Annotated in this window: 14 protein-coding genes and 1 pseudogene; 2 read left to right on the plus strand and 13 right to left on the minus strand. The window is 57.7% G+C overall.

The window, feature by feature from the left end; all coding sequences use genetic code 11:
• Positions 1-165: pseudogene (locus Q1K07_RS04805) on the minus strand (electron transfer flavoprotein subunit beta/FixA family protein); the annotation flags it as partial.
• A gap of 464 nt (positions 166-629) precedes the next feature.
• On the opposite strand from Q1K07_RS04805, the gene Q1K07_RS04810 reads away from it, so the two are divergent.
• Entirely contained in the window at positions 630-2,297 is a 1,668-nt protein-coding gene (locus Q1K07_RS04810; protein ID WP_300308677.1) for an electron transfer flavoprotein-ubiquinone oxidoreductase, read from the plus strand.
• 311 nt (positions 2,298-2,608) lie between these two features.
• Positions 2,609-3,835 (plus strand): dicarboxylate/amino acid:cation symporter, encoded by a 1,227-nt coding sequence (locus Q1K07_RS04815; protein ID WP_300308680.1) that lies wholly within the window; start codon positions 2,609-2,611, stop codon positions 3,833-3,835.
• Between the two features lie 139 nt (positions 3,836-3,974).
• Here the strand turns inward: Q1K07_RS04815 and Q1K07_RS04820 are convergent, their stop codons facing one another.
• The 12 genes from Q1K07_RS04820 to fabD form a co-directional block, all read right to left on the minus strand.
• Complete coding sequence (locus Q1K07_RS04820) at positions 3,975-4,790, minus strand: sulfurtransferase (protein WP_300308683.1); 816 nt, start codon at positions 4,788-4,790, stop codon at positions 3,975-3,977.
• A gap of 153 nt (positions 4,791-4,943) precedes the next feature.
• Positions 4,944-7,145 carry an ATP-dependent helicase gene (locus Q1K07_RS04825; protein ID WP_300308685.1) on the minus strand — a complete coding sequence of 734 codons (2,202 nt, stop codon included), beginning with the start codon at positions 7,143-7,145 and terminating at the stop codon, positions 4,944-4,946.
• Positions 7,142-7,780: a DUF1285 domain-containing protein gene (locus Q1K07_RS04830; protein WP_300308688.1), complete on the minus strand. Its 639-nt coding sequence runs from the start codon at positions 7,778-7,780 to the stop codon at positions 7,142-7,144. Before Q1K07_RS04830 ends, Q1K07_RS04825 begins: the two co-directional genes overlap by 4 nt.
• Before the next feature lie 81 nt (positions 7,781-7,861).
• Positions 7,862-8,722: a TatD family hydrolase gene (locus Q1K07_RS04835; RefSeq protein WP_300308691.1), complete on the minus strand. Its 861-nt coding sequence runs from the start codon at positions 8,720-8,722 to the stop codon at positions 7,862-7,864.
• A gap of 142 nt (positions 8,723-8,864) precedes the next feature.
• Positions 8,865-9,884, minus strand: coding sequence for a DNA polymerase III subunit delta' (locus Q1K07_RS04840; RefSeq protein WP_300308694.1), 1,020 nt, complete (start codon positions 9,882-9,884; stop codon positions 8,865-8,867).
• Positions 9,875-10,549 carry a dTMP kinase gene (tmk, locus tag Q1K07_RS04845; protein WP_300308697.1) on the minus strand — a complete coding sequence of 225 codons (675 nt, stop codon included), beginning with the start codon at positions 10,547-10,549 and terminating at the stop codon, positions 9,875-9,877. Before tmk ends, Q1K07_RS04840 begins: the two co-directional genes overlap by 10 nt.
• 68 nt (positions 10,550-10,617) lie before the next feature.
• On the minus strand, positions 10,618-11,628 hold the full coding sequence (mltG, locus tag Q1K07_RS04850; protein ID WP_300308700.1) for an endolytic transglycosylase MltG: 1,011 nt from the start codon (positions 11,626-11,628) through the stop codon (positions 10,618-10,620).
• A 104-nt stretch (positions 11,629-11,732) separates the two neighbouring features.
• The gene (pabC, locus tag Q1K07_RS04855; RefSeq protein ID WP_300308703.1) at positions 11,733-12,548 is read right to left on the minus strand and encodes an aminodeoxychorismate lyase; all 816 of its coding nucleotides are present in this window, start codon (positions 12,546-12,548) and stop codon (positions 11,733-11,735) included.
• Positions 12,548-13,786, minus strand: coding sequence for a beta-ketoacyl-ACP synthase II (gene fabF / locus Q1K07_RS04860; protein WP_300308706.1), 1,239 nt, complete (start codon positions 13,784-13,786; stop codon positions 12,548-12,550). Before fabF ends, pabC begins: the two co-directional genes overlap by 1 nt.
• A gap of 317 nt (positions 13,787-14,103) precedes the next feature.
• Complete coding sequence (acpP, locus tag Q1K07_RS04865; protein ID WP_136255400.1) at positions 14,104-14,337, minus strand: acyl carrier protein; 234 nt, start codon at positions 14,335-14,337, stop codon at positions 14,104-14,106.
• 121 nt (positions 14,338-14,458) lie between these two features.
• Positions 14,459-15,202 carry a 3-oxoacyl-ACP reductase FabG gene (fabG, locus tag Q1K07_RS04870; protein WP_300308713.1) on the minus strand — a complete coding sequence of 248 codons (744 nt, stop codon included), beginning with the start codon at positions 15,200-15,202 and terminating at the stop codon, positions 14,459-14,461.
• Between the two features lie 65 nt (positions 15,203-15,267).
• Positions 15,268-16,215, minus strand: a complete 948-nt coding sequence (gene fabD / locus Q1K07_RS04875) for an ACP S-malonyltransferase (RefSeq protein ID WP_300308716.1) — start codon at positions 16,213-16,215, stop codon at positions 15,268-15,270.
• Positions 16,216-16,222 lie beyond the last annotated feature (7 nt).

The following is a 16,222-nucleotide window of genomic DNA, read 5'->3' on the forward strand; positions in this document are numbered from 1 at the left end:
GGCCACGCCTTTTTCCTTGAGGCGAACCGCTTCTTCCACGGCGATCTCACAGAAGGGGTTCATGGCCATCTTGACGTTGGTGAGATCGACGTCGGAATGATCCGGCTTGACCCGGATCTTGACGTTGTAATCGATGACGCGTTTGACCGCGACGAGTACTTTCATAGTGTCCTCGCTTGGTTCACCGGTGGAACCGGGGTTCTTGTAACCGATGTGACTTACCGATATATAACTTTTTGTCATGCCACTAGACGCATTAAGTCAAGCGTTTGATAGGCATCGTAGAAGCACTTTCAATTTGCCACAGCCTGGCCTCTGGCAACAATCCTTTCTGTCCATCATCAAGGCTGCCTTCAGCAGGCCGCCTTTCTCAAGACCTCTCATCAGCCCCCTTCCACCAGGGCCGTGCTCAATGGGCCGCTGCTCGATGGATTCTGAACAAAACTCCTGATCATTACTTTCAGAGGCGCCTGGCATCAAACAGCCATCGAAAGGATGGCTAGGCAACGGTATTATGCCTATCATGGGTCACATGTAGAAGCAAACGACCGTTTTAAATTACTCGACGTTGGTGGTAAGGACCGACCAATCAGCGTCCTGACTAGCCCCTGCGAGGAGGACAGCATTCAATGACAGAACAAATAGAACGCGACACTATGGAATTCGATGTCGTTATCGTTGGAGCCGGCCCTTCCGGCCTGGCGGCGGCTTGCCGATTGATGCAGCAAGCCAACGAAGCTGAGCAGGAACTGACCGTATGTGTCGTGGAAAAAGGCTCGGAGGTAGGCGCTCATATTCTGTCAGGTGCCATCCTTGAGCCCCGCGCCTTGTTCGAGCTTTTCCCCGATTGGGAAGCGCGTGGCGCCCCCCTGACCACTCCAGCGGTTCGTGACGAACTCTATCTGCTCAAGGATGCCGAAAAGGCCCAGAAACTGCCCAATGCTCTGGTGCCCAAGAGCATGCACAACACAGGCGGCGATATCACCCGCTACGTGATCAGTGCTGGTAACTTGTGTCGCTGGCTGGCAGAACAGGCCGAAAGCCTGGGTGTCGAGGTCTTTCCCGGTTTCGCTGCCCAGGAAGTCATCATCGAGGATGACGTGGTGCGCGGTATTCTGATTGGTGACATGGGCGTAGGCGCCGACGGCCAGCCCAAGGACAGCCATATGCCTGGCATGGAACTGCGAGCCAAGTACACGCTGTTCGCCGAGGGTGCTCGTGGCCATCTGGGCAAGCGTCTGATCAAGCACTACGGACTCGATGCCGGCAAGGACCCTCAGCACTATGGCATTGGCCTCAAGGAGCTATGGGATGTCCCTGCTGACAAGCATGAGCCCGGCCTGATCTTGCATGGCTCCGGCTGGCCGTTGGACAAGCATACGCATGGCGGCTGGTTCCTGTATCACGCGGAGAATCAACAGGTTGTCGTTGGCCTGATCATGGATCTGGCCTATCAGAACCCCTGGCTGTCGCCCTTCGATGAATTCCAGCGCATGAAGCACCATCCTGTCCTCAAACAGCACCTGGAGGATGGTAAGCGTGTGGCCTATGGCGCACGCGCCGTAGTCAAGGGCGGCATCAATAGCCTACCGAAGATGACTTTCCCCGGAGGTCTGCTGATCGGCTGTGATGCCGGCACCCTGAACTTCGCCAAGATCAAGGGCATCCATACTGCGATGAAGTCTGGCCTGGTCGCGGCAGAGAGCGTTTTCGAGGCCATCAAGGCTGGCGATGAAGGCGGCCAGGAACTGACCGACTTTACTACCCGGTGGGAAGCCAGCTGGGCCTGCAAGGAGCTTCAGGAAAGTGCCAGCTTTGGTCCGGCGATTCACAAGTATGGCACCGTCGGCGGTGGCGCATACAACTTCCTTGATCAATTGCTTGGCGGGAAACTGCCTACCGTGCATGACACTCAGCCGGACTTCGCGACGCTCAAGCCGGCATCGGAGTGTGAGAAGATCGAGTATCCCAAGCCCGACGGCAAGATCTCCTTCGACAAGGCTTCTTCCGTGTTTCTGTCGAATACCAATCACGAAGAAGATCAGCCATGCCATCTGCGCCTGGCCAATGCCGAGATTCCGATCCGCGACAATCTACCCAAATACGCCGAGCCTGCCCAGCGATACTGCCCAGCGGGCGTCTACGAGGTGGTCGAGGATGATCAGGGACAACCCAAGTTCCAGATCAACTTCCAGAACTGTGTCCACTGCAAGACCTGCGACATCAAGGACCCGGCACAGAACATCACCTGGGTTGCCCCGGAAGGCGGAGGTGGCCCCAATTATCCCAATATGTAAGAGCTAGCCCAACATGTAGGCAATCCATGTGGCTATTGTGCGGGTCAGGCTTTCAGTCTGACCCGTATTATTTCGGCTCTACGTGCGATCTAGCAAAGCTTTCATAACCATAAAGCATAAAATGACACTTGAGTTATTCCACTTCAACCCCGATAGTATGCCCGCGAACTACCCGCTACCCTGACACCGGTTTCTTCGCCACCTATTCCTGGATAGATACTACCTCAGGCCAGATACTGTTTTGCCCTGCATCATCGGAACTGCCCATGGTGAGTCAGGGCCGTTTCCTTTGCTCAGCTCTCGGAGGCTTCATGACCCACACCCGCCAAATACTGCTGGCGTTGATACTGGGTGTCGCAGCTGGAGGCGCCATCAACCTGCTGGTGCCACAATGGGTGCCACTGGTCGATCACCATATCCTCGCCCCTGCCGGCCAAGTATTCCTGCGCCTGCTGCAATTCATTGTGGTGCCGATGGTGTTTTGTGCTCTGGTGCTGAGCTTCACTCAGGTAGAGCGCGATGAACATGTGACGCACTATGCCGGCAAGCTGCTGGTGCTGTATATCATCACCAGTGCGGTGGCACTCGCCATCGGCATGGCTGTGGCAGCGTGGCTGACACCTGGCCTGGGTCTCGGCGATGTGGGCCAAGTCAGTATCGAGGCCAAGGAGCCAGTACCGCTGAGCCAATGGCTGGTCGGGCTGGTTCCCAGAAACCCTTTTGAGGCCCTGGCGGACGCCAACTTGCTGCAGATCATTATCGCGGCGGCTCTTGTGGGGATCGCTGCACGCCAGCTCCCCGAGCAGAGTCAGGCCTTCATCAAGACGCTGGAGAGTGGTTACCACATCACGCTCAAGATATTGTCGATGGTGCTGAAGCTAGCGCCGATCGGTGTCTTTGCCTTGATTGCATCAGTGGTTGCCAGCCAAGGACTGGAGCTATTGATCAAGCTCGGTCTCTATGTCTTCGGCCTGCTGCTGGCACTTGGCGGCATGGCACTATTCTACCTGGCCGTACTGGCCCTGGCAGGCGCTCGCCCCGGTGCTTATCTGAGACACTTCAGCGAATCACTCAGCTTTGCGCTAGGCACGGCAAGCTCCAATGCGGCCCTGCCCATCGCGCTGAAAAATGCTGCAGCTTATGGTGCGCCTCATCAGCTGAGCGCCTTCGCCCTGCCGTTCGGTACCGCATTGAAGCGCGACGGGGCTGCCGTGTTGCAGGGGTTCAATGCCCTGTTTGTCGCTCAACTGTTCGGCGTTGATGTCACGCTCCCGCTGGTGATCACCATCTTCGCCACAGGACTCCTGGTATCATTCTCGACCGCGGGTGTTCCCGGTGCGGGCCTGGTGGCAATGAGCACGGTACTTTCTGCGGCAGGACTGCCATTGGAAGGTGTCGCCGTCGTGGCAGGCGTTGACCGTTTCACGGATGGTTTTCGTACTGCACTAAACGTGATGGGCAATACGGCCAATGCTATGTTATTGGCCCGCGTCCAGCATGAGCCCGAGCGACAAGCCGCAAAACCGGAACATTCATGACCAGCAGTGACAGCGCCTGCATGACATGGCGGCCAGGGATCAGTTTCTCCGGCCGCCAACCGCATCAAGCAACTCTAGAACTGAAGCAACTCTGGAACTGAAGTATCTCTAGAGTTGAAAGCGCTCAGGAGCGGCCTGGCTAACCCAACTCAGCAGGCCTTGCAGGATCACTGCACCACTCGCTCCATGAGCCGACATACAAGCGCGGAAGTGGACGCCCCGCCACCTCATAAGCGAGCAGGTTATGGCAGGCTGTGACGCCTGAGCCGCAGTAGGCGATCACTTCATCGGCAACAGGCAACTCCCGGTCCAGCTGAGCCGGTTCCTTGAAGCAACCATCCACAAGGTTCTCCGAGCAAGGGCGATTAACAGCACCGGGAATGTGGCCCGGGCGGGGGTCCAGAGGCTCCACCTCGCCACGGAAACGCTCACCGGCACGCGCATCCACCTTGAGCGCGGTACTTTGTGCTACATCACCCAAGGCAATCAGACCCGCATCATTGAACCGTGGTTGCCAAGCAGATGGTTCTGGTTGGGGGGCATCCCCGCTTTGCAGCTCTCCTCCACTGGCCGTCCATGCTGCCAGGCCGCCATCGAGAAGGCGTACCGCCGGATGCCCGGCCCAATGTGCCAGCATCCACCATGCCCGGGCAGCAGCCAGCTGCCCCCCCATGTCGTCAAGCACCACGACAGGACGCTCCGGGCTCAGCCCCAGGCGACGCAACGTGGCAGAAAAGGCCATCTTGCTCGGCAAGGGATGGCGACCACCTCCTTCCTTTGCGGAAAGATCCTCATCCAGGCTCAGGTAATGACTGCCAGGAATATGACCTTGACGCCATAGCGCGTGCCCTTCGCCAGGGTCCGTCAAGCGGAAACGACAATCCAGCACCAGAGGAGGATGAGCACTGGCCAAGGCATCACGCAGCTCGGCAGCTTGAATCAGCGGGAATGACATGGAAACTCCTGATTATCACGAGACGCAATTTCGAGCGCTGCCTCAGAGTATGCACTAACTCAGCATATGACTAGCCAGAACAAGGGCCAAGCCCAAAGCGGAAACAGGCCAGGCCAGGACATGAACCAGGCCTGGATGAAAGCCAAAAACAAACTACAGCGCCAGGCGTTCGATCGGCGCACGTCGGGCAATAAGGCGCCGCTTGCCAGCATGGTCGAACAGCACTTCGATCACTGGATTGGCGGGATCCCCTTCAACAACGCTGACTTCCCCCTCCCCGAATACGCCATGACGTACCCGTTCGCCAACACTGAAATCCACCTCGGGAGGCTGCATGCCATTCGAGTGTTGTCCAGGTAAAGCCTCGACGGCCAGCTCACGACCAATGGCAGCCAGATAGCGTTCCACCAATTGGGGGCGAGTGACTTTCAATGCCTCGCAGGAGGAAGCAGACGGCGCCAGGGCCCTGGCCACATTCATCGCATCGGTGACCGCGGTTTCCGCCAGGAAACGACTGGGGCGGTGTTCGCCAAGGTCATGCATGACGACCAGCCGCTCTATGGCTCGAGTGATGGCGACATAGTAAAGGCGCCGCTCCTGCTCCAGGCGTTCTGCATCCAGAGGGTTGTCACGACTGTAATGCGGAAAGTCCTCTTCATTCACGGCCCCGACCACCACAAGCGGCCACTCCAGGCCCTTGGCACCGTGCACGGTGCTGATCAACACACCATCATCACTGCTTTCCACCGGACGCCGAAGCTGTTCGATGAACGCCGCCAGGTCCCCCACTTCCCTCGCCTGCTCGATCAGCACATCAAGCAGGCGAATATCCTCTTCCCCCTTGTCCCGTCGCACAGCCGCACGCTTGAGCACCTTTTCAGCCTCGACTTCATTCACCACGTGCTGGAGCAAGGCGTCCGGGCGCAAACGAGCCAACTTGGGCAGCTCGCAAAGCAGTGCCCAACGCTTCTTCAGCGTGCGTTTCTGATGGGGCTTGAGGCGATTCAGCAGTGGGTCATTGGATGCCGGCCAGCGCTGCACTTCCGCCAGGTGCAGTGTCAATGCCGCCAGGATCTCGCGCGGCACGAAGCAGGTCGGTTGGGAAAACACCAGCAACAAATGGGCGGGATCACGCAATCCTGCTGGCTCCAATGCCAATGACAGATATCCCGCCAACGCTTCGACAAGAGGAAGGCGGAACACGAAACGATCCTCCCTGGCCATGCGGAAAGGTATGCCCTCCCGCAGCAGTGCCAATTGCATGGGCACCGACAGCGTCCAACTGCGCACCAGCAAACAGACCTCATCCAGCCTTCGCCCTTCCTGCTGCCAGTCGGCCAAGGTTTCGAGAAGAGCACTATTGCCGCGCTTGAGCATTACCTGAGTATCGGGATTGCTTTCGGCTGCCACGCATAACTGACTCGCCCGGCGTCGGTTGGCCGAAATGGCATGGTTGGAGGCCAGGGCCAATGCGTGCCCATAGCGGAAAGTCGTGGACAGTGGGTAGTCACGTCCCTTCCCGAAAATCCGGGTGAAGGTATCGAGCATGGCATCAGGGTGAGCACCCCGCCATTCATAGATGCACTGATTGGCATCGCCAACTGCCATTACTGACGCGGTACAACCGGTTTCGGAGCCCGTCAGCACCGCAAGCAAGCGTTGCTGGACAGCGTTGATATCCTGGTATTCGTCGATAATGACGTGGTCAAGAAACCCCTGGACCCGGCGACACAATCCACTATCAGACTCCAGGGCTTTGAGTGGCCGATAAAGCAGATCGGAATAGGTCATCACCCGATGGTCGGCCATCAGCGCTTCAACCCGGTGGTAGGCCTCGACGAAATGGTCGGTTCCCTCCCCCAGCGCCAGGCGCTCGTAGAGCAACGCGGGGTCTTCCACTTCCGCTTTGACCAGGCTACAGAAATGGGCCAGTTCTTCCAGACGATCGCTCTCCAGGGCGCTATCCCGATCATCCTCCTGCCCAGTCAGGGTTTCGATGGTTGCCTGGCGCAATAGACGCTCCAGTTGCCAGTCAGCTGTCAGCAACTGACGCGCTTCCAGTGCGCCCCAACGGGTCAGGCTTTGGCTCAGTCGATGACCTAAAGAGTGGAAGGTGCGTACATCGGGAAGCTCGGCGCCAGCAGGAGCCATAAGGGAAAGTCGCCGCTGAAAATCCTCGCGGGCACTGCGATTGAACATCAACACCATGATGCGGCGGGAAGAGACTCCCTGCTCCAGCAGTTGCAGCACACGGGCCACCAGTGTCGTGGTTTTGCCGGCTCCGGCTACTGCAGCAACTCGGGCATGACCGCTCCCGTGCATGACAACGGCATGCTGCTCAGCGGTCAACTTCATGCATTACCCTCACTGCCGTCCTCTTCACCGGGGGCAATGTCGTCCAGGTATCCCAGTGGCTGCCAGATGCCCGCACTATGTATCCCGAAACTATCACCTTGCTGCTGACCCTGTTCTACCAGTTGGTAGAACACATTACGCCCCAGTCGAGCTGCCAAGCCCAGACGCAGATTGACCTCGGGCACACTGTCACCAGATGGTGTCCGGGACAGGATCAGGTGATGCTCGCGACCAAGCGCGATGCGCTCGCCGACATTGGTGGTCAACCACCAGGTGCCAACTGGCCTTTGCTGTCCTGCGCTGCTTTTCTCATCAAGGTCAGGCTCATCAAGATCAGGCTCACCTGCATCTCCCTTGAACTCGGCAGACACGACAATGAAGGCGCAATCCTCGACCTGGATGCGCCACTTCTCCACCGGCGTCACCAGGTAATAGTCGCCATCGTCTTCACGTCGCAGGATACGGGCAAACAATTGCACCAGTTCATGGCGGACCATGGGCGTACCTTCATGAACCCAGCACCCATCATGCTGGATGACCAGATCCATGTCCCCTGAAAACCGAGGGTTCCAGTGTTCCACTGGAGGTCGATCGGCCAGAGGCGATACACCAGAAAGAATTCTATCAAGATGCATGCTTGCTGCTCCTGAGAATGGCCGCTCCAGGGCATGTGTTCTTGCAGGTACCTGGCACACCACGGGCATCAGCCCTGGCAACTAGTTGACAAACCCTGCATCCATCAGCGCCTGACGCACTTCGTCATCAACTTGAGGGGCCGCAGCACGGAACAACCGGTGGAAGTTGGCCGTCGTCTGCAGCGCCACCTCTTCCACACTGATGTTGCGCTCCCTGGCGATGCACTCGGCCACCTCGACCACCCATGCCGGCTCATTCGGCTTGCCACGGTATGGTACAGGGGCCAGGTAGGGGCTGTCGGTCTCGATCAGCATGCGATCCAAGGGAACCCGACGAGCCACTTCCCTCAGTGATTCTGCATTGCGGAATGTGACGATACCCGCCAAGGAGATGTAGAAGCCCAGACGCACGGCCTCCCGTGCCATGTCGAGATCTTCAGTGAAGCAGTGCAATACTCCACCTACCGCGGGATCGCCATGCTCACGAATCAGCGCCAGGGTTTCTTCCTTGGCCGCCCGAGTATGCACAATAACGGGCAAACCTAGCTCAGTTGAAGCCTTGAGATGGCAAATGAAGCGCTCACGCTGAACATCACGAGGCACACTGTCGTAATGGTAATCGAGACCACATTCACCAATGGCCACGGCCTCATGCTCCTTGGCACACATCACGATGTCCTCGACAGAGGGCTCATCCTCGAGCTCCTGCAGAGGGTGCACGCCTGCAGAGATCACGACATCAGCATGCTGGTCACGAATGCGGGCCAGGCCCGGAACACCATCCAGGCTCACACTGACAGCAAGAAATTGCCTGACCCCACGGGCACGCGCCACATCCAGAGCGACAGACAGGTCGCCACCATGAGTGTCGGCCGACAGCCGATCCAGATGGCAGTGGGAATCGACGAATGGGATTTCAACACTCGGATTCTCGATATTCATTGAAACTCTCTTTCGAAGCTCTCTCTCGAAACACGCTTTCACGCTCTACATTCGCAGTCTGTGCTGGTTTGGCTTTAGGCTGTGCTGCTTCTCAAGCACCGGCACCAGAAGCTGGCTCAATCAATCATCCTGCAGCAGCTTGTCATGATCTTAATAGGGCTGCCCAGCGTACCAGCCAGGCTTCGAGGACGAGTTGCGGATTGGGGTTTGCTCCAGCACTCAACAGACGCCTCTGCTCACGGGCATAATCAAGCAGACGGAACCAGTCACGCACTCGGGCATTCTTGACTGCCTGACGAAACAGCGGCATCAGATCTGGATTGCGCAATTGCTGCGACTCTCCAGACAGACCAAAACGAATCAGATCTTCAAGCCAGTCAATGCCATACCACAGGATGCTGTCGATGGCCTGACGATCGAGCCGAGCCGCTTCAGCCACAGGCTCGGAACCCCGTACCAGCGCATCGAAGGTTTCGTGCAGTTGCTGGCGCAATGCCCGGGCCTGGGGTTCAGCCATGACCAGGGCCGTCAGAGGTTGACCTGCAGCGGCACGCAGCCAGAAGCGTGCTTCGTCTTCTCCTCCCAGGCGCTCCGCCAGCCATGGCAAGCAATCCTCCATGGCCGGCACGGCCAGGTTCCACTGCTGGCAGCGCGAACGGATGGTCGGCAACAATTGAGAAGGCATGTCAGACAGCAACACAAACAGTGTCGCGACACCTGGTTCCTCCAGACTCTTCAGCAAGGCGTTGGATGCCGCCACATTCATGGCCTCGGCAGGCTTGATTTCAATGACGCGATAGCCACCTTGCTGTGCAGTCTGAGAGACAAAGGTATTGACCTGACGGATAGGATCAATGCGGATCATGCGCTTGCCTTCTTCCGGCGCAACCCGCAACAGGTCCGGATGATAGCCCGCCTTCAGCATGTGGCAACTATGGCATTGGCCACAGGCTACTTCGCCAGGACTGGCACACAATGCACGGGCAATCAGCGCATCGGCCAGTGTCTGCTTACCAATGCCCCGCTCACCGGAAATCAACAGCGCGTGGGGCAAGCGTCCCGAATCCATCAGTCGCACTAGCTCATGCCAACGTGACATCAGCCAGGGCAAGGGGCGCAATTGATTATCGTTGCTTTCGACAGGACTGTCGCTCAGCGCCATTGCTCGATCCGCTGCTTGAGGATTTCACTGATACGCGACTGCACACTGGCCAAGTCATTCCGGGCATCGACCACGACGATACGCTCGGGCTCGGCAGTGGCTCGCGACAAGTAACGGGTTCTCACACGCTCAAAGAAGTCACGTTTCTCCTGCTCGAAACGATCCTTGCTCCCGCCCTGAGACTCGAGTCGCGAAGCCAGGCGCGCCTCGGCGGCTTCCAACGGCATGTCCAGCAACAAGGTCAGGTCCGGGGTCAAACCACGCTGCACCAGGTGCTCCAGGCTGGCAATACGCTCCTGATCTATGCCTCGTCCTCCCCCTTGATAGGCGAAGGTGGCATCAGTGAAACGATCGCACACTACCCAGGCACCACGCGCCAGAGCTGGACGAATTTTCTGGGCAAGGTGCTGAGCACGAGCAGCAAAGACCAGCAGTAACTCGGCATCATCATCCAGCGGCTCATTGTCATGGGCAAGCAACTGCTCGCGAATGGCCTCGGCACGCGGTGTACCGCCCGGCTCTCGAGTCTGGACGACCTCAATGCCATGCTGAGCCAGATAATTGACCACGAAGGATAGATTGGTGGACTTTCCTACCCCTTCCCCTCCTTCAAGGGTAATGAAACGGCCCCGGCCTGACGGCTCGGGCCGTGAGTTGTCATGCATAGTGACTCCTGTTCCACCATCGAGATATCGCAACGCCGTCCAGGCAGCACTGCTTCAGGATAACTGCTCTAGCGCTTGAGAATATAGCGTCGCACAGCCTCATTATGCTCGCGCAATGTGCGAGAAAAATGGTGCGTTCCAGTCCCGTCACCTTTGGCAACAAAATACAGTGTCTCTCCCTCGGCAGGATGCATCGCCGCTTCCAGCGAAGCCTTTCCAGGCAGAGCGATGGGAGTCGGAGGTAACCCCTCGATGACATAGGTGTTATAGGGTGTTTTCTTGCGCAGATCGGCACGCGTGATATTGCCGTCATAACGGTCGCCCATGCCATAGATCACCGTAGGATCCGTCTGCAGACGCATGCCACGTTCAAGACGACGTACGAACACACCCGCAATTTCGCGACGCTCCTGGGGGGCACCGGTCTCCTTCTCGATCAGCGAGGCCATGATCAGGGCCTCGTAGGGCGTCTCGTAGGGAAGCCCCTCGTCACGCTTCGCCCACGCATCGTCAAGCAGCCTGTCCATGCGGCGCAAGGACTGACTCAGAATCTGCTCGTCGCTGACACCCTTGTGGTAGGTATATGTATCGGGGAAAAAGCGGCCTTCTGGATGCTCATCTTCATACCCCAGCTCTGCCATCAAGTCTTCATCAGACATGTCGGCTGTATCGTGGGAAAGTTTTTCCGCATCATCCAGCACAGCGCGCATCTGCTTGAAGCTCCAGCCCTCGGGAATGGTCACTTTGTAGGTGACGACATCACCGCTGTTGAGCTTATCCAACACATCCAGCCCACTCATTTCTGGCTGCAGCATGTACTCTCCCGGCTTCAGGGAGTGGACTCGTTGGGGCTCAATGCGGGCCAGCAGCTTGAATGCCCAGCTATCGGAAAGAATTCCACGGGACTCGAGTTCTGCTATCACCCGGTTGAAGCCAGCCCCCTGAGGGACTTCATAAATGATCTGCTCATCAACGGCGATAGGGGCTTCGAGCTTGACCTGCCAAAAACGATATCCCGTATAAGCGGCGAATAACGCTAGAACGACCAACACCACCAGAGCCTTGAGCACTGTGCGCATGATATTTCCTCAGGTCCTTCGTTCAGAGGTCCTTTGCAAGGAACCGCTGCAAGACGGCCTCATACAAGCCAGGACTTTTACAGATCAACAAGATCTTTTACCGATCAAATAGCTGGATAGCCAAGGTGGTCATGAGCCAGTCTCTGCAGATGCCGGTGAGTCGCCGTGATTGGCCATTCACTCAATATCCGACCCTCAGCGTCATCCAGTCGTGCCACCGGCCATAGACCTTGGACGCTATTACCCACCCAAAGTGCCTCACAACCTGACAGCTCTTCCACGTCAAGTTCGTCAATCATTAGCTCACCCGCATCCAGCATGACCTGGCGCAAGGTACCAAGGACACCGCAGTGTTCCAGCGACGGCGTACAAGGCATGGACTGCGATGACGACGACCAGAACAGGTTCATCGCCGTGGCCTCCACCACCCGTGCATGACCATCAGTAACCAGACCCTCGGCAATATCAGGATCACGCCACTCATTGCGGGCCAGCACGTTTTCAAGGCGGGCCATATGCTTGATGCCAGCCAGCCTCGGCTGACGCGCCAGGTTCATGTGACACAACCTGATCCGCACGCCTTGTTTCCAGCGCGCCTGTTGGGGGGAGAATGGTGTCGCCTGCCAGTACAGGCGAGGGGCCGCTTCCGCGGGCGGCGCGTAACCTCTACCGCCACTGCCCCGGGTATAGATCAGCTTGAGTACCTGCAACCCATCGCCAAGCCGAGACAGGATGGCATCAAGCTGATCACGGGAAGGCGCAGGGATATCGAGCACTTTACAGCCATGCATCAAGCGATTCAGATGCTGTTCCCATAACACTGCATTGCCATCACGCACCAGCACCGTCTCGAACAGACCATCGCCATACGCCAGGCCTCGGTCATCAAAAGGCAGAGACGGCACTGATGCCACAACCATCAGACACGCTTGAATATCAGGGTGCCATTGGTACCACCAAAGCCGAACGAATTCGACAGGGTAATGTCGACCTTGGCTTCGCGCGCGGTATTCGGCACATAATCCAGCACACACCCTTCCTGGGGATTATCCAGGTTGATGGTCGGCGGCAACACTTGGTCACGAATGGCCAGGATGCTGAATACGGCTTCGACAGCGCCAGCCGCGCCCAGCAGATGGCCGATCATGGACTTGGTCGAGCTGACCGCGACCTTGGATGCTGCGGCCCCCATGACCTTCTCGACTGCACGGCTCTCGGCCAGGTCGCCAGCCTGCGTAGAAGTACCATGGGCATTGATATAATCGATCTCGGATGGATCAAGCTTGGCATCCTTGATGGCATTGGCCATGGAGGCAGCAGCACCACGACCATCTTCGGGCGGAGATGTCATGTGATAGGCATCATCACTCATGCCAAAGCCAACCACTTCGGCATAGATGTTGGCACCACGCGCCTTGGCATGCTCGTAATCTTCCAGGACCAGAACTCCCGCACCATCGGACAGCACGAAACCATCGCGGTCACGATCCCACGGGCGGCTAGCAGCAGCCGGATCATCGTTACGCGTGGACAGTGCCCGTGCCGCAGAGAAACCTCCCAGGCCCAATGGCGTAGTGGCCATTTCTGCACCACCACAGACCATCACATCGGCATCGCCGTAGGCAATGGTACGGGCACTGTAGCCAATGTTATGAGTACCAGTGGTACACGCGGTGGTGATGGCAATGTTGGGGCCACGGAAACCATGCTGGATCGCCAGGTTCCCCGAGATCATGTTGATGATGGAGCCTGGCACGAAGAATGGCGAGATACGACGAGCTCCGCTCTTGAGCAGCGCATTGTGGTTTTGCTCAATCATCGGTAACCCACCGATACCGGAGCCGATGGCAACACCAATTCGGTCGGCATTCTCATCGCTGCATTCAATACCGGCATCGGCAATCGCCTGCGCGCCAGCGGCCACACCGTATTGAATGAACAGATCCATCTTGCGCGCATCCTTGGGATTCAGATACGGGCTGATATCGAAATTCTTGACCGAGCCGCCGAAGCGCGTATTGAAGCCGCTGACATCGAAGTGCTCGATAGGCGCTACACCGCTCTTGCCAGCCAGGATGCTTTCCCAGCTTTCCTTGACGGTGTTACCCACCGGCGTGACCAAACCAACTCCGGTCACCACTACCCTTCTGCGAGACATCAGCATTCCTCCAGACAACCAATATATTCACGGCGCGCTTCCAGGCAACCACCGCTTTGCGCGCATTATACCGAGACTGACGCCACAGCGCTCCCCCTCTGGACACCATCTATCGCCACCATCAGGAGATACTTCCACCAAGCGCACCTGATATGCAAAAGCCGCCCCTCTGGGGCGGCTTTCCGGGAGGCAGGCTCCCGCAACTGTCTCGACCGTCTTGGCTGCCTCAGCAATAGCGACAGCAAGCAGTTTCGATCGCGACCAACAGACTTACAAGCATGTTCCGCGCCATCGCATCAGAACAATGCTGTACAGTCTTACTGGTTGGCGTTGACGTAGTCGATAGCTTCCTGAACGGTGGTGATCTTCTCGGCTTCTTCGTCAGGAATCTCAGTATCGAATTCCTCTTCCAGCGCCATCACCAGCTCGACGGTATCCAGGGAATCAGCGCCCAGGTCCTCGGTGAAGGAAGATGTGTTCTGAATATCTTCTTCCTTGACGTTCAGGCGCTCAGCCACAACTTTCTTCACGCGCTCTTCGATGGTGCTCATTTAGACATACTCCAGTCGTTCACGTTAGCCGTTCTGATGATCAGCCGATTAAATCCGCAAATAAACTGCGGGGTAGTTTATAGCCCCCTCGGGGTCGACGCAACACACGCAATGCGTGCGATCAGCGCATATTCATGCCGCCATTGACATGCAGAGTTTCTCCGGTGATATAACCGGCCGACTCCGATGTCAGGAAGCCCACCGCTGCTGCGATTTCTTCGGGCTGTCCCAAACGAGCCAGAGGCACCTGCCCCTTGAGCATCGCTTGCTGTTCTTCGGACAATGCTTCTGTCATATCCGTAGCGATGAAACCTGGAGCTACTGAATTGACAGTGATTGCCCGGGAAGCCACTTCACGAGCCAGAGCTCGGGAAAAACCTTCCATGCCCGCTTTCGCCGCAGCATAGTTGGTCTGGCCAAGATTGCCCATGGTTGCCACCACAGAACTGATGGAAACGATACGCCCCCAACGAGCCTTGGTCATGCCACGCAGGCATGCCTTGCTGACTCGATAGACAGACTTGAGATTGGTATCCATCACACCATCCCATTCATCTTCTTTCATGCGCATCAAGAGGTTGTCGCGAGTGATGCCAGCATTATTGACGAGAATGGTCGGTGCGCCAAACTCATCGCTGATGGCCTTGATCAAGGCATCAACGCCAGCCTGATCGGTCACGTTCAGGCAGCGACCGGCACCTTCGATGCCATTCGCCTTGAGGTCGGCATCAATGCGTTCGGCACCAGCCTCGGAGGTAGCAGTACCGATCACGATACGGCCCTGACGGCCCAGCTCATGTGCGATGGCGCGGCCAATGCCACGACTGGCCCCTGTTACAAGGGCGACTCTACGCTCGGTTGTCATGATCACTTCCGTTGATTCGTCATATACGACCCGATCACCCTTGGCACCAGTGACCGGGCATCAGATCACAGGGTCTCGCGAGCCAGTTCCAGCGCAGCGATCAAGCTGTCCGGATCATTGACCGCCAGCCCACGACTACCCTTGGCAATGCGCTTGTTGAGGCCGGTCAGGACCTTGCCAGGACCGCACTCGATGAATACCTCAGCACCACTATTCACCATGGCCTCTACACAAGAGACCCAGCGAACCGGCTGATACAGTTGCTCCACCAAGCGCGTCCGCAAAGTACCGATATCAGCATGCGCTTGCGCATCAACATTCTGCACCACGCTATAACGTGGGGCACGCAGTTCAATGGCGTCAAGGGCCTCTGATAAACGCTCCGCCGCTGGACGCATGAGAGCGCAGTGAGATGGCACAGAGACCGGCAATGGCATGGCACGCTTGGCACCTGCTTCCTGGCAGGCAGCAATCGCGCGCTCTACCGCCGCCTTGGCACCAGCAATAACCACCTGCCCCGGAGCATTGTAGTTGACTGCAGCAACCACGTCGCCGTTGGCAGCCTTGGCACAGGCCTCTTCCACCGCGGCATCCTCAAGACCAAGAATGGCTGCCATGGCACCCTCACCCTCCGGCACGGCTTCCTGCATGGCTTCGCCACGCAAGCGCACCAGGCGCACACCATCAGCGAAGGACAGTACGCCGGCACACACCATGGCGCTGTATTCCCCCAGACTGTGACCGGCCATGGCGCCAGGACGCGGGCCTTCCATTTCTTGCCAGACCCGCGCAATGGCAACACTGGAAGCCAACAGGGCCGGCTGCGTGCAGGCAGTTGCATTGAGCTGCTCCACGGGGCCTTCCTGAACCACTTTCCATAGATCGTAGCCAAGGGCGTCTGCCGCTTCCTCGAAAGTGGTTCTCACCACGCTGTAGCGCTCAGCCAGCTCGCGCAACATGCCGATCTGCTGAGAGCCCTGTCCAGGAAAGATGAGGGCAAGCGGTTGTGTCATGTCGATC

Source organism: Halomonas sp. (genome assembly GCF_029263665.1).
Lineage (GTDB): Bacteria > Pseudomonadota > Gammaproteobacteria > Pseudomonadales > Halomonadaceae > Halomonas.